The organism is Comamonas sp. FUJ_7 (assembly GCF_057369555.1).
On record NZ_JBXXZI010000001.1, the window covers coordinates 67162 to 86610 of the forward strand.

The window sequence follows — 19449 nt, forward strand, 5'->3', positions numbered from 1 at the left end:
TTGGCTTGAAAAAAGCCGTCAAGAGCATTAATGGCGGCTGCCTGGCAGCTTGACGACGCGATATAGCTCGGCGTTGCCGCGTGCGCTGTGCATGCCCAGCTGAGCCATGGAGCGCAAATCGAGGTCCAGTGTCAGTGACGAGCGCGCCAGCGCGGAAGTGATGGCGGGCCTGCGCCCGTCCAGGTGCCAGATAGGCGGGTAGAGGCTGTCTCCATCCCGGTCGATGACGCTGGCAATCTGCGGCTCATCTAGGCTTCGACCACGGCGCAACACTACAGCGACTTCACCGTTGTCCAACTGAACATAGGTACCAGGAGGGTAAAGACCCACCACATCAATCAAGGCCTGTTTGACTTCATCGGCGTATTGGCCGTCCTGTTGCAGGACCTGCAGGGATTCGGTGGCAGAGCGGCCGCTACGGGTCTTGCGTGGACTGATTAGCGCGGCATAGCGGTCCACGGTGCCCAGAATCCTAACCAGCCGCTCCAAAGGCTGAAGCTGGCTCAGCGGAGCTGGCGGCAGCACGGCATGGTGGTATTGAACGGTATCAAGCCACAGTGGATCGCGCACGAGCAAGCGCTCCAGTGTCAGACGCCCGTCCATAGGGTGTTGCTTGACGGCATGTGCCTGCTGGCTGCTAAGCGGAGTGCGCTGTTCGGCCAGCTGGTTTTGCAGCGTGGTCATGCCAATGTTCATGGTCAATGCGGCCTGAATCAGCGTATTGCGCTCCCCTTGGGGAAGGTGCAAGGCTTTGGCCAGAATGTGGCAGAGACAGGCGCAGATCAGCGCGTGAGAGGGACTGTAGCCCACCGTGGTGGAGCTGGCGCGCTGAAACATCAGATACAAGGCTGCATCGCTGTCCTGGGTGATGAGATCTTGCAGCCAGCGGTCCAGCTGCTCCAGCTTGACGGTAAAGCCGGGGATGTGCAGCGGCTGGGTCAGCAAGACGGCAAGTGCCGACTCCAGGTCGGACCAAAGGCCCAGCAGGTCTTCGTAAGGATCGTCGTAGCGTGCATGCATTGGGGAAGTGACGCCAGGAGGACTTAGTTTTTCTTCAGCACCATTTCGTTGCCCTTGCGGGTCATCTGAAACTGGGTCAGCAGATTGTTGCCCAGCAGCACATAAGGCATGGACTCGGGGGCGACCACGGCTTCTATGTCGTAGACCTCCATCTCCCCGATCTTGACGCTGCTGAGCTTGAGTCGCCAGCCCTGGGCCGTGCCATTGGCGGTGCGCATCAGAACCGGAGTGCCTTGCTGGTAGGCCAAGCCCATGCGATCAGCGTCTGCGCGTCCAATCGCAATGGTGCTGGCACCGGTGTCTACCATGTACTGCATGGTCTTGCCGTTGATGTAGCCGCGATTGACAAAATGGCCGCGCGCATCGGCTATCAGCACGAGCTGGTCTGAGCGAGCCGTGCCGTTGGCCCCGCCGCGGCTGCCGACGCTGACTGGGGCCTCGCCCAGGCGCAAAGTTTGCCTTTGCCCCTTGATCTCCACCATCGCGGAGTCACCGCTGACCTGCAGCAGGCGCACCTCCTTGTGGCTTTCGTTGACCGCAAGCGCCTTGGGGGCGCTTCCATCAATGACCAGCAAGGCTTTGTTGCCGAGCACGCCACTCAACGCCACAGACTGCGCCCAGGCTCCGCTGGCAGCCAATGTAAGTGCCAACATGAATCCGGTGCGACCCAGGCGTGCAGTCGCGCACAAGGGTAGCAGGGCTTCTTGGTATGCGTTGCCCTTCTCCTGCGTTGTGCAAGAGGAGAAGCCGCAGGCGCGGCTCAGGAGGCGCTGCATTTAGTCGCGGAAGTTATTGAAGGACAGAGGATGCTCTGCCAGGTCCTTGCGGATCAGGGCCATTGCGGCTTGCAGGTCGTCACGCTTGGCTCCGGTGATGCGAACCTTGTCTTCCTGAATGGCGGCCTGCACCTTGAGCTTGCTTTCCTTCATCATTTTCTGGATCTTCTTGGCCAGCTCGGACTCGATGCCGTTCTTGACCTTGATGACTTGCTTGACCTTGTCGCCACCAATTTTCTGAGCCTTTTGGATGTCCAGGAAACGCACGTCCACATTGCGCTTGGTCAGCTTGTTGCGCAGCAGGTCTTCGACTTGCTGCAGCTGGAACTCGGCATCGCCAAACATGGTGATTTCCTTGTCCTTGAGCTCCACGGCAGCCGAGGTACCCTTGAAGTCGAAGCGGGTGCCAATTTCCTTGGTAGCGTTGTCGACGGCGTTCTTCACTTCGACGAAATCGGCTTCGCAAACAGTGTCAAAAGAAGGCATGTTTTATTCCTATCAATATCAGAGCAGTAAACGGCTGCAGTGCGTCTGGCCGTCATCTGGTATTTCCCAGCAGGGCCTCAGGCGCAGTGCGACAATTGCAAGGATGTTAGTCGAGAAAAATGTACCCCTGCAGCATTGCAACACCTTTGGCATTGCTGCGCGTGCTGAAACACTGGTGCGTATCCGTAGCCAGGACGATATTCGCCAGTTTCTGGCTGATCCGCTATGGGGGCGCCAGCCGGTGTTCGTGCTGGGTGGCGGCAGCAATGTCGTGCTGACCGGCGACGTGGCCCCTGTCGTGCTCAAGATGGAAATCATGGGCATGCGGCTGCTGCGTGAGACTGACAAGCATTGGATTGTCGAGATTGGTGCCGGTGAGCGCTGGCATGACATGGTGGCCTGGACCCTGTCCCAAGGGTACACGGGGCTGGAGAATATGGCGCTGATACCGGGCACGGTGGGTGCTGCTCCAGTGCAGAACATTGGTGCTTATGGACTGGAGTTGCAGGATCGCTTTGACTCTCTTGATGCCGTGGACCTGGTCACCGGCGAGCAGTTCAGTCTTAACGCTGCGCAATGTGCGTTTGGCTACCGAGACTCGGTGTTCAAGCATGCGCCTGCTCAGCCCAAATACTGGCCGGTGACAGGCTCTGCAGCCATGCCGCGTGGCCTGGGGCTCAAAGGACGTGCGGTGATTACCCATGTGCGCCTGGCACTGCCCAAGAGCTGGAAGCCTGATCTGGGCTATCTGGACCTGCAGCGCAAGCAGGCCGAAAAAGGCATCGATCAACCTACAGCGCAGCAAATTTTTGAATGGGTATGTGAGATTCGCAGCGCGAAATTGCCAGACCCTGAGGTCATTGGCAATGCGGGCAGCTTCTTCAAGAACCCGGCGGTGACGCTTGAGCAGTGTGCGGACATCATTGCCCGTGAGCCCAAGATTGTTCACTACCCCATGGATGACGGCTCCATCAAACTGGCTGCAGGCTGGCTGATTGATGCCTGTGGCTGGAAGGGCAAGACTATGGGCCGGGCCGGCGTCTATGACAAGCAGGCGCTGGTACTGGTCAATCGCGGTGACCGCCACAGCGCGGATGGCAGTGTGACGGGGGGCGAGGTGATGACGCTTGCCAAGGCCATTCAGACCAGTGTCTATGAGCGCTTTGGAATTCGGCTGGAACCCGAGCCGGTTGTCATCTGAGCAAGGTTGAAAGCAAAAATGGAGCTTGAAGACTCCATTTTTGATAGCGTTAGGCGCTTATTTCCAGAAGGCTGGACGCAATAAAATGCCTGAAATGCGGTAGGGTGCCTTGGGCTCTATGGCCAGCTCCATGGGGACAAAGCCTTTGGTGCAATTGAGCAAAACGCTGGCAGCCAGAGGGGTGGAGGTCTGCATGCGGCCTACGGGCTGGCAGCTGCCAACGCCGGTGCGTACGGAGTCCAGCGCTTTCTGCACGGCATCGATGGGGGAGTTTTTGAGAAACTCTTCGTTGAAATTGTTGGCGGCCAGCTTGGACTTGCCATCTATGGCGGTCACTACAGCCTGCAGGCGTGTGCGCAGTGCGGCATCCGCGGCGGCGGCGTCCACATTGGCAGGGGCTGTTTGAGAGGTCGTTTCTGCTGTGGCATCGGCTGCTGGGGCGTCCGTTTGGGCCTGTGCGGTGGCCATGAAGCCGGCAGAGGCCAGCAGAACGCTCAGGCAAAGAGCTTTGCTTGTTTTGAGGGAAGTCACGTGTTGAGCCTTTCGTCTAACAACGAAGGACACTGTAAACCTTCTGCAAGCATTTTTATGAGAGACAAGAGCTTGTTTTGTGAAGAAGTGGCAAAGAGTCAAAGCAAGTGTTAGGACCTCGGGCTGTGGTGCGGGAAGAGATATAGCGCCTTGTCAGGGTTACTGCCCGACGATGGCTCTCACGCACTGCCTAAAATCTGTTGCACTGCAATAGCTCAACGGATGACGGGGCAGGCCCCCAAGATAAAGGACTTGCAATGCAAGAAAACAAAGAGGGCAAAGCTGGTGAAGGTCAGGCCAGCAATCAGCGCATCATCAAGAAGTACCCCAATCGACGTCTGTACGATACGAAGACCTCTTCATACATCACTCTGGCCGAGGTCAAGCAACTGGTCATGGAGAGTGAGCCGCTGCTGATCCGTGATGCCAAGACCAATGAAGATTTGACCCGAGCGATCTTGCTGCAAATTATTCTGGAGGAAGAGGCAGGTGGGGCACCCATGTTCTCGGAGGCCATGCTGGCCAACATCATTCGTTTCTACGGGCATGCGATGCAGGGCTTTATGGGAGCCTACATTGAAAAAAATGTGCAGATGTTCACGGACTTCCAGAGCAAGCTTGCAGGCAGCTCGCAGGGTTTGAGCCCGGATGCCTGGAAGCAGTTCATGAATATGCAGCCTCAGGCCATGCAGAGCATGATGGGGGGGTACATGGAGCAGTCTCAAAGCATGCTCACCCAAATGCAGGAGCAGATGCAAAAGCAGACCGAGCAAATGCTGGGGGTGTTTGGTATCAAGCGCTAGGCACAGAGATCATTCATGTTTTTCAAGCGGGCCTGAGGGCCCGTTTTTCATGCTGGCTGTGGACAACAGAGGCATCTAGTCTTCTTTGACGATGTTGAGCGAATGAGGTGGTCGAACAATGGTTTCGTCCCTGCAAGAGTTTTGATGAAAAAAGCCGCAGAGGATGTGAATGTTCGACAGAAAAGGTGCATCGCAGATGTGTCAAAGGAGACTGAGGATGACGGTAGGAATGGGGTCACGTGTGCTGGTGGCCTGTGCTGCGACGGTGTTGGTGGGTTCGGTATGGGCAAAGGCGACGCCCGAAGAGGTGGCAAAGCTTGGCAAGTCGCTGACTTGCACGGGAGGAGAAAAAGCAGGTACTGCCAGTGGAGTGCCTGAGTTCACGGGTAAATGGCTGGGAACACCTCCCGGTATTCAGTACACGCCACATTCGGGTCAGCATCCTGTGGATCCCTATGCTGCGGAGAAGCCGTTGTTTACGATTACAGCGGAAAATTTGAGTCAATACGCCGAGCGACTGACAGAAGGGCAAAAAGCCATGTTCGCTCGCTATCCCAAGACCTACCGCATCCCTGTGTATCAGGGCCATCGTGACTTTCGCTTTAGCGATGCTGTGTGCGCTGCAGCCAAGAAGAATGCAGAAAACGCTGTCTTGAATGCGGATGGATTGGGTACTAGTGGGGCAGTCAAGGGGGCATTGCCATTCCCGATTCCAAAAAGTGGGCTGGAGCTGGCATTCAACAACCTGCTGCCATCACGCGCTTTTACAGAGCACACGCTGCGCGACAACGCCAATGTACTGGCCGACGGAAGCATCGTCTGGGGCCGTGCCGACAACAAGGCGTTCAGCCAGATCAACGATCCTGCCAATGTGGGGCAGCCGCTGAGCAGCCCCATGTCTCAAGGTGCCAATGTGGTCAGGTTGCCTGAGCGTGAAAAGGGTGGTGTGAGCGTGGTTTCCGAGCCTGTGGAGTTCGGCAAGGAAAAGCGTCTGGGCTGGAGCTATGACCCTGGTACGCGCCGCGTACGTCAAATCCCTGAATACGGTTTTGACCAGCCCCTGGCAGGTACGGGCGGCAAGCTGACCATTGATTCTGACCGTCTCTTTAACGGTTCGCCTATTCGTTACAACTGGAAGAGTCTGGGCAAAAAAGAAATCTATGTGCCTGCCAATGCCTACAAGGTGCACGCCAATACGGTGAAGTATGCGGACTTGCTGAAGACGGGTCATGCAAACCCCGACTACATGCGCTATGAGCTGCGTCGCGTCTGGGTGCTGGAAGCTTCGCTCAAGGATGGCTATCGTCACATGTTCGGCAAGCGCGTGCTCTTCTTGGATGAGGATACTGGCCAAGCTTTGATGGGTGATTACTACGACGTGCGCGGTCAGCTGTGGCTGCATGCGCTGGTCAACCACTACTATGCGTTCGATGCCAAGATCTGGCATGCAGGCACTAGCTTCTATCACGACCTGAACTCGGGAGGCTATGTGGCCTACAACCTGTTCCAGGAGCGTCCACAAGGACCGGTGCTGAACAAGGGCAATATGAATGCTTCCATGTTTACGCCTGAAGCGGCGCGCAACGCAGGTAACTGATGAAATGTAGGGGTGGCAAAGGCTGCTGCAGCCTGGCCATCAGAGCAGGAGGCGCTTTGCGCCTCCTTTTTTGTAGGTGCTTAAAAGGCTGTCCAAGGCCTGAAGAAATCTCAAGGAGACACAAATGAGCGAGCGTTTGCAAGGCAAGGTAGCGTTGGTGACGGGCGGGGCCAGTGGTGTTGGGCTGGAGGTCGTGAGGCTGCTGCTGACCGAGGGTGCCAAGGTGGCATTCAGCGACATCAATGAGGCGGTTGGGCAGGAACTGGCGCAGGAGTTGGGTGAGCGAGCAATGTTTGTGCGTCATGACGTCAGTAGCGAGGCCGACTGGAAGCTTGTGATGGCTGCAGTCGCTCAGCGCTTTGGGGTGTTGAACGTGCTGGTCAACAATGCTGGCATTCTCTTGCCTGGCGATATGGAAACCGGTCGGGTGGAGGACTTCAGTCGACTGCTCAAGATCAATACCGAGTCTGTGTTTATCGGCTGCCAGCAAGGCATTGCGGCGATGAAGGAGAAGGGGGGCTCCATCATCAATATGGCATCGGTTTCAAGTTGGCTTCCCGTAGAACAGTACGCTGGCTACAGCGCCAGCAAGGCGGCTGTGTCCGCCTTGACGCGCGCTGCTGCGCTGAACTGCCGCAAACAGGGCTATGCGATTCGTGTGAACTCGATTCACCCAGATGGCATCTACACGCCGATGATGCAAGCTTCTCTGCCCAAGGGTGTTGGCAAGGAAATGGTTTTACACGACCCCAAGAGCAACCGTGCTGGGCGGGCTTATATGCCTGAGCGCATTGCACAATTGGTGTTGTTTCTGGCCAGTGATGAGTCCAGTGTCATGAGCGGCAGCGAGCTGCATGCAGATAACTCTATTTTGGGTATGGGTCTGTAATTGCTTTTGGGGCCTGCTGCGTGCAGGCTTGTGCCAGAAAGAAAAAAGGCCTTGAATTTCTTCAAGGCCTTTATCTTTGGCGGAGCAGGCGGGATTCGAACCCGCGGTGGGCTATTAACCCACACACGCTTTCCAGGCGTGCGACTTAAACCACTCATCCACCGCTCCACGCGATAACCCAAAATACTTCAGTACTGAAGTAAAAAACCAAGTGTGGTTGACTTGGTTTTTGAAACTTGGCGGAGCAGGCGGGATTCGAACCCGCGGTGGGCTATTAACCCACACACGCTTTCCAGGCGTGCGACTTAAACCACTCATCCACCGCTCCGTGTGATGAAGCTGCTATTCTAACCAGAAATTACAGCTCTAAAAGGAAAGTGCAAAAAGTTCTTTTGTGCACTTTCTCCTGAAGTGAAGCCTGGCTCAGGCGTTCTTGCCAATTTGCACCATCTTCATGGCCGAGGCGATCAAGCCGGAAACTTCGGTCATGTTGGCCGGCACCACCAAGGTGGTGTTGGAGTCAGCAGCCACCTTGCTGTAGGCCTCCACGGCGCTTTCGGCAACCTTGAGTTGCACGGCCTGCTCGCCGCCGGGTTGGCGAATGGCTGTAGCCACACGCTCCAGCGCCTGTCCTGTCGCTTCGGCCACGGTGGTGATGGCTGCAGCCTCACCCTCGGCCTTGTTGATGGCGGCCTGCTTTTCACCTTCGGAGCGGGCAATAAAGGCTTCACGCTCGCCGGTGGCGATATTGATCTGCTCCTGGCGGCGGCCTTCGGACGCGGCGATCAGGGCACGCTTTTCACGCTCTGCGGTGATCTGGGCCTGCATGGCGCGCAGAATTTCAGCAGGCGGTGTCAAGTCCTTGATCTCATAGCGCAGCACCTTTACGCCCCAGTTCAGTGCCGCTTCGTCGATGGCGTTGACAACCTGCGCATTGATCATGTCGCGCTCTTCAAAGGTCTTGTCCAGCTCCAGCTTGCCGATCACGCTGCGCAGCGAGGTCTGCGCCAGCTGGGTCACGGCCATGATGTAGTTGGACGAGCCGTAGCTGGCGCGCATGGGGTCCGTGACCTGAAAGTACAAGATACCGTCAACGGTCAGCTGAGTGTTGTCGCGTGTGATGCAGACCTGGCTGGGCACGTCCAGGGGAATTTCCTTCAGGCTGTGCTTGTAGGCAATACGATCGACGAACGGGATCAGAAAGTTCAGGCCGGGAGTGAGGGTGCCGGCGTACTTGCCCAGGCGCTCCTTGACCCATGCGTGCTGCTGCGGCACGACCTTGATCGAGCGCACGATGAAAATGACGGCAGCAATGGCAATGGCGAGAGGAAGTGCGAAATCCATATTGTCTCCAGCCCTCGTGGGGCGTAGCTATGAAAAAAGAGGATGAAAGGAATCGGCTTCGGCACAGTCGTGCCAAAGCCGCGTAATGATCAGATCTTGTCGACCAGCAAGCGGTTGCCAATGACCTCGGCGACGCGGTGTGCGCCGGGAAGTGTCAGCGAGCCCGGGCGACCCATGACTGTCCAGGATGCGCCGCGATAGCGAACCTGGGCCGTACCGTCGGAAGCCCATTGCTCGATGAAGACGGTTTCGCCAACGTCGAGATTGACATCGCGGTTGCTGGCTGCAGGGGCTTTGCCCGGACTGCGCTTGCGCAGCAGGTAGCAGATGAGGACGGCCGCAGAGCTGAGTGCTGCAGCGAAAACGATCTGGGTGGTGCTGCCCTGTCCCAGATGGGCGCTCAGGGCGCCGACGACGGCCCCAAGGGCCAGCATGAGGAGGTAAAACGTGCCTGTCAGCAGCTCTGCAATGACAAGCCCACCTGCCAGCAACCACCAGACGGTGGAATGATCCATACCTGAACTCCTGTCGAATAGCCTGTATTTAGTGCACCACATTCTGGGTTAAAAACAGCCTGTTTCAAAGCTGCAATAAGGATATTCCTTACACTTCGCGGCTGTTTCGTTTTTTCAGGCCTGATTGGTACGGAGGCTGTCCATGAAGTTTCGCTTTCCCATCGTCATCATCGACGAGGACTATCGTTCCGAGAATACCTCGGGTCTGGGCATTCGCGCCCTCGCTCAAGCCATTGAAGAAGAGGGCTTTGAAGTGCTGGGCGTTACCAGCTACGGCGACCTGAGCCAGTTTGCGCAGCAGCAAAGCCGCGCCAGCGCCTTCATCTTGTCGATCGACGACGAAGAGTTCCAGCTGGGTGGTGACAAGGATCCCATCATTCACAGCCTGCGTGACTTCATTGGTGAAGTGCGTCGCAAGAATGAAGATGTGCCCATCTACATCTATGGCGAAACCAAGACCAGCCGTCACCTGCCCAACGACATCTTGCGTGAGCTGCACGGCTTCATTCACATGTTCGAGGATACGCCCGAGTTCGTGGCCAAGCACATCATCCGCGAAGCCAAGAGCTACCTCGAAGGCGTGCAGCCCCCATTTTTCAAGGCGCTGCTGGACTATGCCGAAGATGGCTCCTACAGCTGGCACTGCCCCGGTCACTCGGGCGGTGTGGCGTTCCTGAAGAGCCCCGTGGGCCAGATGTATCACCAGTTCTATGGCGAGAACATGCTGCGCGCCGACGTGTGCAATGCAGTGGAAGAGCTGGGTCAGCTGCTGGACCACAACGGCGCCATTGGCGAGTCCGAGCGCAATGCCGCGCGCATCTTCAATGCCGACCACTGCTACTTCGTGACCAACGGCACATCCACCTCCAACAAGATCGTCTGGCACCACACCGTGGCCCCGGGCGACGTGGTGGTGGTGGACCGCAACTGCCACAAGTCCATCCTGCACTCCATCATCATGACGGGTGCGATTCCGGTGTTTTTGAAGCCCACGCGCAACCACTTCGGCATCATCGGTCCCATCCCGCAAAGCGAGTTCTCGGTCGAATCCATACAGGCCAAGATCGCCGCCAACCCGCTGCTCAAGGGCGTGGATGCCAAGGCGGTGAAGCCCCGCGTGCTGACGCTGACGCAGTCCACTTACGATGGCGTGCTCTACAACACCGAAACCATCAAGGGCATGCTGGACGGCTATGTGGCCAACTTGCACTTTGACGAAGCCTGGCTGCCTCACGCGGCCTTCCACCCCTTCTATGGCAGCTACCACGCCATGGGCAAGAAGCGCGCACGCCCCAAGCATTCGGTGGTGTACGCCACCCAGTCCATTCACAAGCTGCTGGCCGGTATCAGTCAGGCATCGCATGTGCTGGTGCAGGACAGCCAGACCGAAAAGCTGGACCATCCGCTGTTTAACGAGGCGTATCTGATGCACACCTCGACCAGCCCGCAGTACAGCATCATCGCCAGCTGCGACGTGGCCGCCGCCATGATGGAGCCGCCCGGCGGCACCGCGCTGGTGGAAGAGTCGATTGTTGAAGCGCTGAACTTCCGCCGCGCCATGCGCAAGGTGGAAGACGAGTTCGGTGACGACGACTGGTGGTTTGAAGTCTGGGGCCCCGAGGCGCTGGCCGAAGAAGGCATTGGCCGTGCGGACGACTGGATCATTCGCGGCAAGGATGCATCGACCAAGACCAAGGCCAAGAAGAGCGGCAAGGAGTTCGACAACTGGCACGGCTTTGGCGATCTGGCCGACGGCTTCAACATGCTGGACCCGATCAAGTCCACCATCGTCACTCCCGGCCTGGATCTGGACGGCGACTTTGCCGACACCGGCATTCCCGCGTCCATCGTCACCAAATACCTGGCAGAGCACGGTGTGGTGGTCGAAAAGACGGGCCTGTACTCGTTCTTCATCATGTTCACTATCGGCATCACCAAGGGCCGCTGGAACACCATGCTGACCGCGCTGCAGCAGTTCAAGGACGACTACGACCGCAACCAGCCGTTGGCGCGCATCCTGCCCGAGTTCGTTCAGCAGCACCGTCGCTACGAGCGCATGGGCTTGAAGGACCTGTGCCAGCACGTGCATGAGCTGTATGCCAAGTACGACATCGCGCGCCTGACGACCGAGATGTACCTGTCCGACCTGACGCCGGCGATGAAGCCTTCGGATGCCTACGCCCATATCGCGCAGCGCAAGACCGAGCGCGTGGAAATCGACCACCTGGTCGGCCGCACCACCGTGGGTCTGGTCACGCCTTATCCGCCCGGCATTCCGCTGTTGATTCCTGGCGAAGTCTTCAACAAGAAGATCGTGGATTACCTGCTGTTTGCGCGTGACTTTGCCAAGGAGTGCCCAGGTTTCGAGACCGATATCCACGGTCTGGTGGAGCTGGAAGACGAGCACGGCAATATTCGTTACTACGCAGACTGCGTAGCTGAAGCCAAGGCCAAGCCCGCGCCTGCCAAGAAGGCTCCTGTAGCGAAAAAGGCCCCGGCCAAGAAAGCTGTGGCTGCCAAGGCCGCGGCAAAGCCTGCGGCCAAAGTCGCGGTGAAGGCTGCGGCCAAGCCGGCTGCAAAGGCTGTTGCCAAACCCGCTGCGAAGAAGGCTGTCAAAAAGACCCCTGCCGATATGGATGTGCGCGTGACCGGCACGGCCGCCAAGCCTGCGAAAAAGGGCAAGGCCACGGTGCAAGTCGGTGATGCAGGGCCTTTTGGTCGTACTCTGTAAACCCGTCATATCGCAGGCAACAGCCTGCGCATGATTCGGCCCGAGGCACTTGCTGTCTCGGGCTTTTTGCTGTCTGAGCTGTGGGTGTTTTCGATGAGTGCCTTGTTTCACCGAGAGAAAGCGGGTCTAGTCTGGAGAGTGATGGCCGCCTTGAGTCTGTTGTGGGCGCTGTTTGTGCTGTGGGGCTGCCTCAATGAAAGCGGCAGCAGCGGCGGTTTGATCCTGCGGCTGTTTCCTTTTTTGCACGACTTTGACCATACCGACAAGCTGGTGCATGCGGGCCTGCATGCCGTGCTGGCAAGCCTGCTGTGGTGGACCGGCATGGCGCGCATGGCGGCGCAGCCACGAGAGAAGGCATTGAGCTGGTCAGCCTGTCATGCGCTTTTTGTCGTGCTGCTGTGTGCCGCCTATGGCGGTCTGATTGAGCTACTGCAGGCAGCTCTTACCAGTACACGCGGTGCAGAGTGGCTGGATGCGCTGGCCAACACGCTAGGTGCCAGTGTGGCCGTGCTGTTCTGGCAGGGAGTGCGGAGCTGGTTTCTTCAAAAAAGAGAGCTGCTAGCGCATGGTTTGACTTGAATTCAGATTCATTAATATCTGAAATCTATTTATATCAAGCGCAAGAAGCTCTTTTTATATAGCGATCAGACGCTGCCATGTGAGTATTCAGGCAGCGTCTGAGGCCTTTATTGCCCTTGAGCCAGCGCCTGGGCTTGCTCAAGGCTATAGCCCAGCGCCGTCAGAATCTCCAGGCTGTGCTCGCCCAGCTTCGGGGGCGAGAGGCGCACTTCAAGGTGCTTGCCATTCAGCGTCAAAGGCAGCAGCACGGTCTTGCTGCCCCGCCCATCGGGCAAGGTGATGGGCGCGAGTGCGCCCGTGGCATTGAGGTGGGGGTCGTCCAGCAGATCATGCGGGCGAACAATGGGTGCAAACGGCAGGCCTCGGTCCTCAAAGATCTTGGCAATCTGCGTGGCGCTATAGGTCGCCATTTTTTCGCGCAGCAGCGGTATCAGCCAGTCACGGGCCTGCACGCGGTCGTTGTTGCTGGCAAGGCGCGGGTCCTCATGCAGCGTTTGCAGCTCAAAGGCCTGGCAGAACTCGCGCCAGGCCCCGTCGCTGACCACGGCTAAAAAGATTTGCTCGCCGTCCTTGGCCTCGAATACGTCGTAGATAGCCCAGGCCGAAATACGCGTCGGCATAGGTGCGGCGGGCTGGCCGGTCACGGCAAACTGCATCATGTGCTGGGCGATCAAAAACACATTGTTTTCGAACAGCGCGCTTTGCACCTCCTGGCCCTTGCCGGTTTTCTCGCGCTGGGCCAGGGCTGCCATGGCACCCATGGCACCAAACATGCCGCCCATGATGTCGTTGACGCTAGTGCCCGCGCGCAGCGGGTCGCCGGGGCGGCCCGTCATATAGGCCAGGCCCCCCATCATCTGAACGACCTCGTCCAGCGCCGTGCGGTGGTCGTAGGGGCCGGGCAAAAAGCCTTTGTGGCTTACATAGATCAGGCGGGGAAATTGATCTTTGAGGCTGTCGTAGTCCAGCCCCAGCTTTTTCATGGTGCCGGGCTTGAAGTTCTCGGTCACCACATCGGCCGTGGCAATCAGCTTGAGAGCGGCTTCCTTGCCTTCGGGCGTCTGCAAATCCAGCGTCAGGCTTTTCTTGTTGCGATTGAACAGCGGGAAAAATCCCGCACCCGAACCCAGCAGCTTGCGTGTGGCATCGCCGTTGCGACCATGGCCCATCGGCTCGACCTTGATGACCTCGGCGCCCAGGTCGGCCAGCATCAGTCCGCAGCTCGGGCCCATGACCATGTGCGTGAACTCCACTACGCGTATGCCTGAATAGGGCAATGCCGTGGCCTGGTCGGCGTCGTTCAAAGAGTGCATGTGAATCTCGTTTGTTTTTATGAGGGAAAGGCAAGGCCTGCGTGCAGCGTCTCAGTCCGCATAGCGCCGAGGGACAAATCCTCGGGGCAGGCCAGCAGGCTCAAGCATGCCGTACAGCGGCTCGCCAGGCAGGGCAGCAGCCAGCGTTTCTCGCGCAGCGAGCAATCGCTCAATGTCAATGCCAGTGCGCACGCCCATGGCTTCGAACATGAAGACCAGGTCCTCGGTCACCACATTGCCGGACGCACCGGGAGCGTAGGGGCAGCCACCCAGTCCCGCCTGTGAAGCGTCAAAGGTGCGCACACCAGCCTCGTAAGCGGCCAGGCAGTTGGCCAGACCCAGGCCACGCGTGTTGTGCATGTGCGCGGCCCCGGCCTTGCTGCCCAGCTCGGTGCGCAGGCGAGTGAACAGGCGTTTGACCTGTGCCGGGTTGGCCATGCCTGTGGTGTCGGACAGGCCCACCTCATCGACACCGACCTGTGCACAGCCTGCGGCCAGCGCCATCACCTCGTCTTCCGGTACCTGCCCCTGCAAGGTGCAGCCAAAGGCGGTGGAAATGCCGGCCTCCACATGCACCTGTGGCGCCATGGCGTCGCGCAGCCGGGTGATGGCGCGTACTTCCTCCAGCATCTGCTCTGGCGTCTTGCGCACATTGGCCAGCGAGTGGGCGCGGCTGGCGGAGACGGGAATCGTGAGCTTGTGCACGCCCGCGCGCAGGGCGGCCTCGGCGCCCTTGAGGTTGGGTACCAGTGCCATGACGGTGACGCCAGGGTGCGTGGTGGCGTGCTGCACGATCTGGGTGGTATCGGCCATCTGCGGCAACAGCTTGGGCGAGACAAAGGAGCCAACTTCGATTTCCTGCACGCCGGAGGCGATGAGGGCGTCGATCCAGGCGCATTTATCAATGCTTGGCATGGTGGCGGCCACGGATTGCAGGCCGTCGCGTGGGCCCACCTCGCTGATCAGAACATCGAAGCGGGGTGTGAAGCGAAGGTGGCGGCTGTCGTGACTCATAAGGCAAAAGGCGGAGTAAAAAGCTTGCCAGCGTTGCGCCTCAAGCGATGAGTTTTGGATTATGGAGTGTCTGGCCGGGGCGCAAAGCCCGGCTCGCTGCGCACGCGCAGAAAGCGGGCAAAGCGTGGCAGTCCACTTTTTTCATGCAGACCCTGATAGCGATAGGTGATCCAGCTGCCCAGCGGTGGCGGATTCTGGCGTTGCTCGGCGTTCAGGCCCGAGCCCAGTGCAAACCGTTTGCCCTCCGGAGTCTGCACCAGCAAAGCACCGGTCATTCCCTGCCATTGGCCGCGTCCGGGCTTGTAGCCAATGACCTGGGCTTCGGCGTCGTCAAAGGGCTTGAGCTTGAGCAGGTCATCGCTGCGGCCCGAGCGGTAGGGCGCGCTGGCTTTGTGCAGCATCAGGCCTTCTCCGCCGCTTTTCACGACGTGGGTCAGCCACTGCTGCAGTTCGGATTCGCTGGAGAGCTTGCGCTGCTCCACGGCTTGTACCCAGGGCTGTGCAATAGCGCTGACGGTGCGCTGCAAGAGCGGCAGGCGCTGATCGAAGCTGCCCGGTGCGGCGGGCATATCGAACACCATGAACTGCATTTGGCGCCAGGCGGCATCGTTCGCCACCACTTGAGCCGTGGTGGACTGGGCATGGGAGAACCGGCCGCGCCCGGCCCATAGCTCGCCGTCCATGGGGGTTGCAGGCCAGCCGGCAATGAACCAGGCAGGTGCTGCAATCACTTGCCCACCACGGCTGATGAGCTGGCGACCATTCCAGTACCCCCGCACGCCGTCCAGCTTCTCGCTGACCCAGTAGTCTTGCAGCGGCAGGCCGCTACGCCAGACTTGGGCCAACAACAGCGCCGGTGGCTGTGCTGAACTAGGGATGGCGGTCTGGCCCTGGGCTGCAACAGTCAGGCCGAGCAAGGTGCAGATCAGGCAGCGAACACATGCACGCAGAAACCATTGTTGAGATCGAGGCATGGCAGTCTCCTGCTCAAGAGCTGGTCCATGCTAGAGCCTGGCTCTGAGATTGTCGATGCGCTGGCATGGTGCTTGTAAAAACAGGAGCTGACAGCGCTTTATCTGTAAGGGTTCAAGGCTTTTTTGGCATAAAAAAGCCGCTGCATGAAGGCAGCGGCTTTGTCGAAGCAGGAGACTGCTGCGCTGATGGCTCTTAGTTGCGCTCGATCACGGCGCATGCAATGCGTGCACCGGCATTGCCCGTGGGCTGGGTGGTGTAGTCATCGGGCTGGGCGTGGACGATGACGGCGCGGCCAATGATATTGCCGGCGCCGGTCAGCAGCGTGATGTCAGGTGACTGTACGTTGACTGTGGCTACGCCGTTGGAGTCGGCCTTCAGGCTGGGCAAGTCGCCCATGTGGTGCTGGGTGGAATCATATTTGCCGTGTGGATTGCCCAGAGGGTTGAAGTGGCCAGCAGCGGCATTGCCGTTGTCGCCGCAGTCGCCCTTGTCATGGATGTGAAAGCCATGCTCGGAATTGGGCTTGAGGCCGTGAATCACGGCATTGATGACGACCTGCTGGCCGTTTTTCTGGGTGAATTTCACATCGCCGCTGACCTGGCTGCCGGAAGTGGCCTGCAGCTTGGCAATCGCCTGTGCGGGATGGGGTTCGGGGGTACTGCAGGCGGTCAGTGCAGCGGCGGAGGCGGTCAGGATGAGAAAACGCAATGGCATGAGAGCTCCTCTTGAATGTTCGTTGGGACGGTCGAGATATACCTGTGAACCATAGCGGCAGTGCTTTGCGTGGCTTGTAGGGCAAGAGCGAAGATCTGCCAACGGAGTCCAAAAACAAAGCCCCGCAGGCAATGCATACCTGCGGGGCTTTGTACGTGGTCTGTTGCGAAAGGCTTAGACCTGATCGGCAGACAGGCCCGCGGTCTGGCTGAAGCCGCCATCCACATAGGTGATCTCGGCGGTCACGCCCGAAGCCAGGTCGGACAACAGGAAGGCGGCCACATTGCCCACGTCTTCAATCGTCACGTTGCGGCGCAGAGGAGCTGCATCGGCTACGCGGCCCAGCAGCTTGCCAAAGTCCTTGATGCCGGAAGCGGCCAGGGTCTTGATGGGGCCGGCAGAGATGCCGTTGGCGCGGATGGCGCGGCCATCTTCGGTGCGGCCCACGGCCTCGGCCAGGTAGCGCACGGAAGCTTCCAGCGATGCCTTGGCCAGGCCCATGGTGTTGTAGTTGGGGATGGAGCGCAGCGCGCCCAGGTAGGACAGCGTCAGCAGCGACGACTTGTCGTTCAGGTAAGGCAGAGCCGCCTTGGCCATTGCGGGGAAGCTGTAGGCGCTGATGTCGTGCGCGATCTTGAAGTTCTCGCGGGTCAGGCCGTCCAGGAAGTTGCCGGCAATGGCTTCGCGAGGCGCAAAACCGATGGAGTGCACAAAACCGTCGAACTTGCCCCAGACGGCGCTCAAGTCGGCAAACAGCTTTTCGATCTGGGCGTCATCACCCACGTCGCAGTCGAACACCAGCTTGGAGTCAAAGTCGGCCGCGAACTCGGTGATGCGGTCCTTGAAGCGTTCGCCCACATAGCTGAAAGCCAGCTCGGCGCCTTGTTCGTGGCAGGCCTTGGCAATGCCATAGGCAATGGAACGGTTGGACAGAACGCCTGTGATCAGCAGCTTTTTACCGGCGAGAAAACCCATTGTTGTTCTCCATAGAAAATTGAAAGAGAGATTGGCGCTGTCTGTGTCAGGTGCGCCATCATTGAAAACCTGTGCCCTGGAACCGACCGGGAGTCAGTCGGGCTAGGGCAGAATTGTCGCATGCGCCATTGGATGATTTGTTCAGCTCTGATTGTCGGTAGCCAAGTTGCTGCGCCCGCTCTGGCGGCGCATGCCTATGCTCTTTGGGGTGAGCCCAAGTATGGAGCGGACTTCAGGCATTTCGATTACGTGAACCCGGCAGCGCCCAAGGGCGGAGAGCTGCGCATGGTCAGCAATCTGCGCTACTCGACCTTCGACAAGTACAACCCCTTCACCATCAAGGGCTCGCCCCCCGCCTATCTGGCGGACATGATGTTCGAGACCTTGTTGAGCGTCAGTCTGGACGAGACAGCCACCGGTTACGGCTTGCTGGCCGAAGATGTGCAGGTCGCGGCTGACGGGCTTTCTGCCACGTTCAAGCTGCGCGAGCAGGCGCGCTTTCACAACGGCAAGCCGGTGCAGGCGCAGGATGTGAAGCACAGCTACGAGACGCTGCTGAGCAAATATGTCTCCCCCGGCTACAAGACGGTGTTTGCAGAAGTTGAGGGCTGTGATGTGCTGGATGAGCGCACGGTGCGCTTTCGCTTCAAAAAGCCCAACCGCGACTTGCCGCTGACCGTAGGCGCGGCGCTCCCTATCTTCAGTCGCGACTGGGGGCTGGGCGCGGACGGTAAACCCAAGCCTTTCGATCAGGTGGTGATGGATATGCCCATTGGCAGCGGGCCCTACAAGGTCGGCCCCGTCAAGTTTGGCAAGGACATCACCTATGTGCGCGACCCTGCCTACTGGGGCGCGAATCTGCCGGTGCGCGTGGGCTCTGCCAATTTTGATCGCGTCACCATCAAGATCTACAAGGACAACACGGCGCGGCTGGAAGCGCTCAAGGCCGGTGAATTCGACCTCATGCGCATCAACAGTGCGGGTGACTGGGCCAGGCGCTTGACGGGCAAGCGCTTTGACTCGGGTGAGCTGGTCAAGGGCAGTTTCGAGAACAAGCTGCCCTCGGGCTTTCAGAGCTTTTTTCTAAACAGCCGTCGCCCGCAGCTGCAGGATGTGCGCGTGCGCGAGGCATTGGGGCTGGCCTATGACTTCGAGTGGATGAGCCGCCAGATGTTCTATGGTGCCTACCAGCGCGTGCATGGCTTGTTTGGCAACACGGCTTGTGAAACCCATGGCAGCCCCACGGAGGCCGAGCTGGCTTTGCTCAAGCCGTTTGAGGCGGACTTGCCGCCTGGAACGCTGGGGCCCATCAGCCAGCCGCCGCGCACCGATGTGGGCGATGGCCTGCGCGGCAACCTGCGCAAAGCACAAAAACTGCTGGCCGATGCGGGCTGGAGCGTCAAGGACGGCGCGTTGCGCAATGCGGCGGGCGAGCCCATGGTCATCGAATATCTGGATAGCGGCGATGGCGCGATCAAGCTGGTCAGCAGCTGGATGCGCAATCTGGAAAAGCTGGGCATCACACTCAAGGTGCGCAGTGTGGATTACGCGCTCTACCAGCAGCGCATGGACAAGTACGACTTCGATATCGTTACGCTCAATGTGCCCGGCACGCACAACCCCGGTCAGGAATATGCCGAGCTGTTTGGCACGGCTGCTGCCGATCAGGAGGGGGGCTCCAACTATGTGGGTCTCAAGAGCCGCGCTGTGGACTCCATCATCAGCCAGATGGCTGCCGCCCAGTCCAAGCAGCAGATGCTGCCCGCCTGCCATGCGCTGGAGCGCATCATCGTGCAGGGCCACTATCTGATTCCGCAGTACTACTCTGGCACGCACCGCATGGTCTATGACAGCTGGCGGCTGGCGCTGCCCGGGCAGATACCGGCCTATTCGCCCGGTGAGCTATGGGCTGTCTATACCTGGTGGGCTAGACAGCCGGCGCAGACCACGCCTTCTTCCAAACCGCAGCCTTGATCCGAAGCCGCC

At 59.0% G+C, this 19449-nt stretch carries 18 protein-coding genes and 2 tRNA genes; 7 read left to right on the top strand and 13 right to left on the bottom strand.

Annotated elements, in window-relative coordinates; all coding sequences use genetic code 11:
• Positions 1 to 27 precede the first annotated feature (27 nt).
• The 3 genes from AC2I9W_RS00330 to AC2I9W_RS00340 all read right to left on the bottom strand — a co-directional run bounded on the left by AC2I9W_RS00330 (position 28) and on the right by AC2I9W_RS00340 (position 2282).
• Complete coding sequence (locus AC2I9W_RS00330) at positions 28 to 1020, bottom strand: HD-GYP domain-containing protein (protein ID WP_486408119.1); 993 nt, start codon at positions 1018 to 1020, stop codon at positions 28 to 30.
• Positions 1021 to 1043: 23 nt separating this feature from the next.
• Entirely contained in the window at positions 1044 to 1673 is a 630-nt protein-coding gene (locus tag AC2I9W_RS00335) for a retropepsin-like aspartic protease family protein (protein WP_486408120.1), read from the bottom strand.
• Between the two features lie 123 nt (positions 1674 to 1796).
• Positions 1797 to 2282 carry a YajQ family cyclic di-GMP-binding protein gene (locus AC2I9W_RS00340; protein WP_158390982.1) on the bottom strand — a complete coding sequence of 162 codons (486 nt, stop codon included), beginning with the start codon at positions 2280 to 2282 and terminating at the stop codon, positions 1797 to 1799.
• Between the two features lie 103 nt (positions 2283 to 2385).
• Here AC2I9W_RS00340 and murB point away from each other — a divergent pair, with 103 nt between their 5' ends.
• Positions 2386 to 3483: a UDP-N-acetylmuramate dehydrogenase gene (gene murB / locus AC2I9W_RS00345; protein ID WP_486408121.1), complete on the top strand. Its 1098-nt coding sequence runs from the start codon at positions 2386 to 2388 to the stop codon at positions 3481 to 3483.
• Between the two features lie 57 nt (positions 3484 to 3540).
• Here the strand turns inward: murB and AC2I9W_RS00350 are convergent, their stop codons facing one another.
• Positions 3541 to 4014, bottom strand: coding sequence for a hypothetical protein (locus AC2I9W_RS00350; RefSeq protein ID WP_486408122.1), 474 nt, complete (start codon positions 4012 to 4014; stop codon positions 3541 to 3543).
• Positions 4015 to 4271: 257 nt separating this feature from the next.
• Between AC2I9W_RS00350 and phaR the strand changes: the two genes are divergently transcribed.
• The 3 genes from phaR (at position 4272) to AC2I9W_RS00365 (ending at position 7303) form a co-directional block, all read left to right on the top strand.
• Positions 4272 to 4817 (top strand): polyhydroxyalkanoate synthesis repressor PhaR, encoded by a 546-nt coding sequence (gene phaR / locus AC2I9W_RS00355; protein WP_486408123.1) that lies wholly within the window; start codon positions 4272 to 4274, stop codon positions 4815 to 4817.
• A gap of 217 nt (positions 4818 to 5034) precedes the next feature.
• Positions 5035 to 6414: a DUF1329 domain-containing protein gene (locus AC2I9W_RS00360; RefSeq protein ID WP_486408124.1), complete on the top strand. Its 1380-nt coding sequence runs from the start codon at positions 5035 to 5037 to the stop codon at positions 6412 to 6414.
• Between the two features lie 124 nt (positions 6415 to 6538).
• A complete protein-coding gene (locus AC2I9W_RS00365; RefSeq protein WP_486408125.1) occupies positions 6539 to 7303 on the top strand; it encodes an SDR family oxidoreductase in 765 nt (254 codons plus the stop codon).
• Between the two features lie 77 nt (positions 7304 to 7380).
• Here AC2I9W_RS00365 and AC2I9W_RS00370 read toward each other — a convergent pair.
• The 4 genes from AC2I9W_RS00370 to AC2I9W_RS00385 form a co-directional block, all read right to left on the bottom strand.
• Positions 7381 to 7471, bottom strand: a tRNA-Ser gene (locus AC2I9W_RS00370).
• A 69-nt stretch (positions 7472 to 7540) separates the two neighbouring features.
• Positions 7541 to 7631: transfer RNA gene (locus AC2I9W_RS00375), tRNA-Ser, on the bottom strand.
• Between the two features lie 95 nt (positions 7632 to 7726).
• The gene (locus tag AC2I9W_RS00380) at positions 7727 to 8647 is read right to left on the bottom strand and encodes a stomatin-like protein (RefSeq protein WP_158390988.1); all 921 of its coding nucleotides are present in this window, start codon (positions 8645 to 8647) and stop codon (positions 7727 to 7729) included.
• Between the two features lie 89 nt (positions 8648 to 8736).
• Complete coding sequence (locus tag AC2I9W_RS00385) at positions 8737 to 9162, bottom strand: NfeD family protein (RefSeq protein ID WP_486408126.1); 426 nt, start codon at positions 9160 to 9162, stop codon at positions 8737 to 8739.
• 142 nt (positions 9163 to 9304) lie between these two features.
• Between AC2I9W_RS00385 and AC2I9W_RS00390 the strand changes: the two genes are divergently transcribed.
• Together AC2I9W_RS00390 and AC2I9W_RS00395 are read left to right on the top strand one after the other, a co-directional pair.
• Positions 9305 to 11893: an Orn/Lys/Arg family decarboxylase gene (locus tag AC2I9W_RS00390; RefSeq protein ID WP_486408127.1), complete on the top strand. Its 2589-nt coding sequence runs from the start codon at positions 9305 to 9307 to the stop codon at positions 11891 to 11893.
• Positions 11894 to 11923: 30 nt separating this feature from the next.
• Positions 11924 to 12472: a VanZ family protein gene (locus AC2I9W_RS00395; RefSeq protein WP_486408128.1), complete on the top strand. Its 549-nt coding sequence runs from the start codon at positions 11924 to 11926 to the stop codon at positions 12470 to 12472.
• 107 nt (positions 12473 to 12579) lie between these two features.
• Here AC2I9W_RS00395 and AC2I9W_RS00400 read toward each other — a convergent pair whose 3' ends face one another.
• From AC2I9W_RS00400 to fabI, 5 genes are all read right to left on the bottom strand, one after another.
• Positions 12580 to 13785 (bottom strand): CaiB/BaiF CoA transferase family protein, encoded by a 1206-nt coding sequence (locus AC2I9W_RS00400; protein WP_486408129.1) that lies wholly within the window; start codon positions 13783 to 13785, stop codon positions 12580 to 12582.
• Between the two features lie 51 nt (positions 13786 to 13836).
• Positions 13837 to 14799, bottom strand: a complete 963-nt coding sequence (locus tag AC2I9W_RS00405; protein WP_486408130.1) for a hydroxymethylglutaryl-CoA lyase — start codon at positions 14797 to 14799, stop codon at positions 13837 to 13839.
• A gap of 59 nt (positions 14800 to 14858) precedes the next feature.
• Positions 14859 to 15773, bottom strand: coding sequence for a DNA ligase (locus AC2I9W_RS00410; protein WP_486408131.1), 915 nt, complete (start codon positions 15771 to 15773; stop codon positions 14859 to 14861).
• Positions 15774 to 15966: 193 nt separating this feature from the next.
• Complete coding sequence (locus AC2I9W_RS00415; protein WP_486408132.1) at positions 15967 to 16488, bottom strand: superoxide dismutase family protein; 522 nt, start codon at positions 16486 to 16488, stop codon at positions 15967 to 15969.
• 174 nt (positions 16489 to 16662) lie between these two features.
• Positions 16663 to 17463 (bottom strand): enoyl-ACP reductase FabI, encoded by an 801-nt coding sequence (gene fabI / locus AC2I9W_RS00420; protein ID WP_486408133.1) that lies wholly within the window; start codon positions 17461 to 17463, stop codon positions 16663 to 16665.
• A 120-nt stretch (positions 17464 to 17583) separates the two neighbouring features.
• On the opposite strand from fabI, the gene AC2I9W_RS00425 reads away from it, so the two are divergent.
• Positions 17584 to 19437 (top strand): extracellular solute-binding protein, encoded by a 1854-nt coding sequence (locus AC2I9W_RS00425; RefSeq protein ID WP_486408134.1) that lies wholly within the window; start codon positions 17584 to 17586, stop codon positions 19435 to 19437.
• Positions 19438 to 19449: the final 12 nt, after the last annotated feature.

What these genes read in the sequence shown, in the direction of transcription:
- AC2I9W_RS00330 (WP_486408119.1), bottom strand. Translation starts at nt 1,020, where the DNA reads ATGCATGCACGCTACGACGATCCTTACGAAGACCTGCTGGGCCTTTGG.
- AC2I9W_RS00335 (WP_486408120.1), bottom strand. Translation starts at nt 1,673, where the DNA reads ATGTTGGCACTTACATTGGCTGCCAGCGGAGCCTGGGCGCAGTCTGTG.
- AC2I9W_RS00340 (WP_158390982.1), bottom strand. Translation starts at nt 2,282, where the DNA reads ATGCCTTCTTTTGACACTGTTTGCGAAGCCGATTTCGTCGAAGTGAAG.
- murB (WP_486408121.1), top strand. Translation starts at nt 2,386, where the DNA reads ATGTTAGTCGAGAAAAATGTACCCCTGCAGCATTGCAACACCTTTGGC.
- phaR (WP_486408123.1), top strand. Translation starts at nt 4,272, where the DNA reads ATGCAAGAAAACAAAGAGGGCAAAGCTGGTGAAGGTCAGGCCAGCAAT.
- AC2I9W_RS00360 (WP_486408124.1), top strand. Translation starts at nt 5,035, where the DNA reads ATGACGGTAGGAATGGGGTCACGTGTGCTGGTGGCCTGTGCTGCGACG.
- AC2I9W_RS00365 (WP_486408125.1), top strand. Translation starts at nt 6,539, where the DNA reads ATGAGCGAGCGTTTGCAAGGCAAGGTAGCGTTGGTGACGGGCGGGGCC.
- AC2I9W_RS00380 (WP_158390988.1), bottom strand. Translation starts at nt 8,647, where the DNA reads ATGGATTTCGCACTTCCTCTCGCCATTGCCATTGCTGCCGTCATTTTC.
- AC2I9W_RS00385 (WP_486408126.1), bottom strand. Translation starts at nt 9,162, where the DNA reads ATGGATCATTCCACCGTCTGGTGGTTGCTGGCAGGTGGGCTTGTCATT.
- AC2I9W_RS00390 (WP_486408127.1), top strand. Translation starts at nt 9,305, where the DNA reads ATGAAGTTTCGCTTTCCCATCGTCATCATCGACGAGGACTATCGTTCC.
- AC2I9W_RS00395 (WP_486408128.1), top strand. Translation starts at nt 11,924, where the DNA reads ATGATTCGGCCCGAGGCACTTGCTGTCTCGGGCTTTTTGCTGTCTGAG.
- AC2I9W_RS00400 (WP_486408129.1), bottom strand. Translation starts at nt 13,785, where the DNA reads ATGCACTCTTTGAACGACGCCGACCAGGCCACGGCATTGCCCTATTCA.
- AC2I9W_RS00405 (WP_486408130.1), bottom strand. Translation starts at nt 14,799, where the DNA reads ATGAGTCACGACAGCCGCCACCTTCGCTTCACACCCCGCTTCGATGTT.
- AC2I9W_RS00410 (WP_486408131.1), bottom strand. Translation starts at nt 15,773, where the DNA reads ATGCCTCGATCTCAACAATGGTTTCTGCGTGCATGTGTTCGCTGCCTG.
- AC2I9W_RS00415 (WP_486408132.1), bottom strand. Translation starts at nt 16,488, where the DNA reads ATGCCATTGCGTTTTCTCATCCTGACCGCCTCCGCCGCTGCACTGACC.
- fabI (WP_486408133.1), bottom strand. Translation starts at nt 17,463, where the DNA reads ATGGGTTTTCTCGCCGGTAAAAAGCTGCTGATCACAGGCGTTCTGTCC.
- AC2I9W_RS00425 (WP_486408134.1), top strand. Translation starts at nt 17,584, where the DNA reads ATGCGCCATTGGATGATTTGTTCAGCTCTGATTGTCGGTAGCCAAGTT.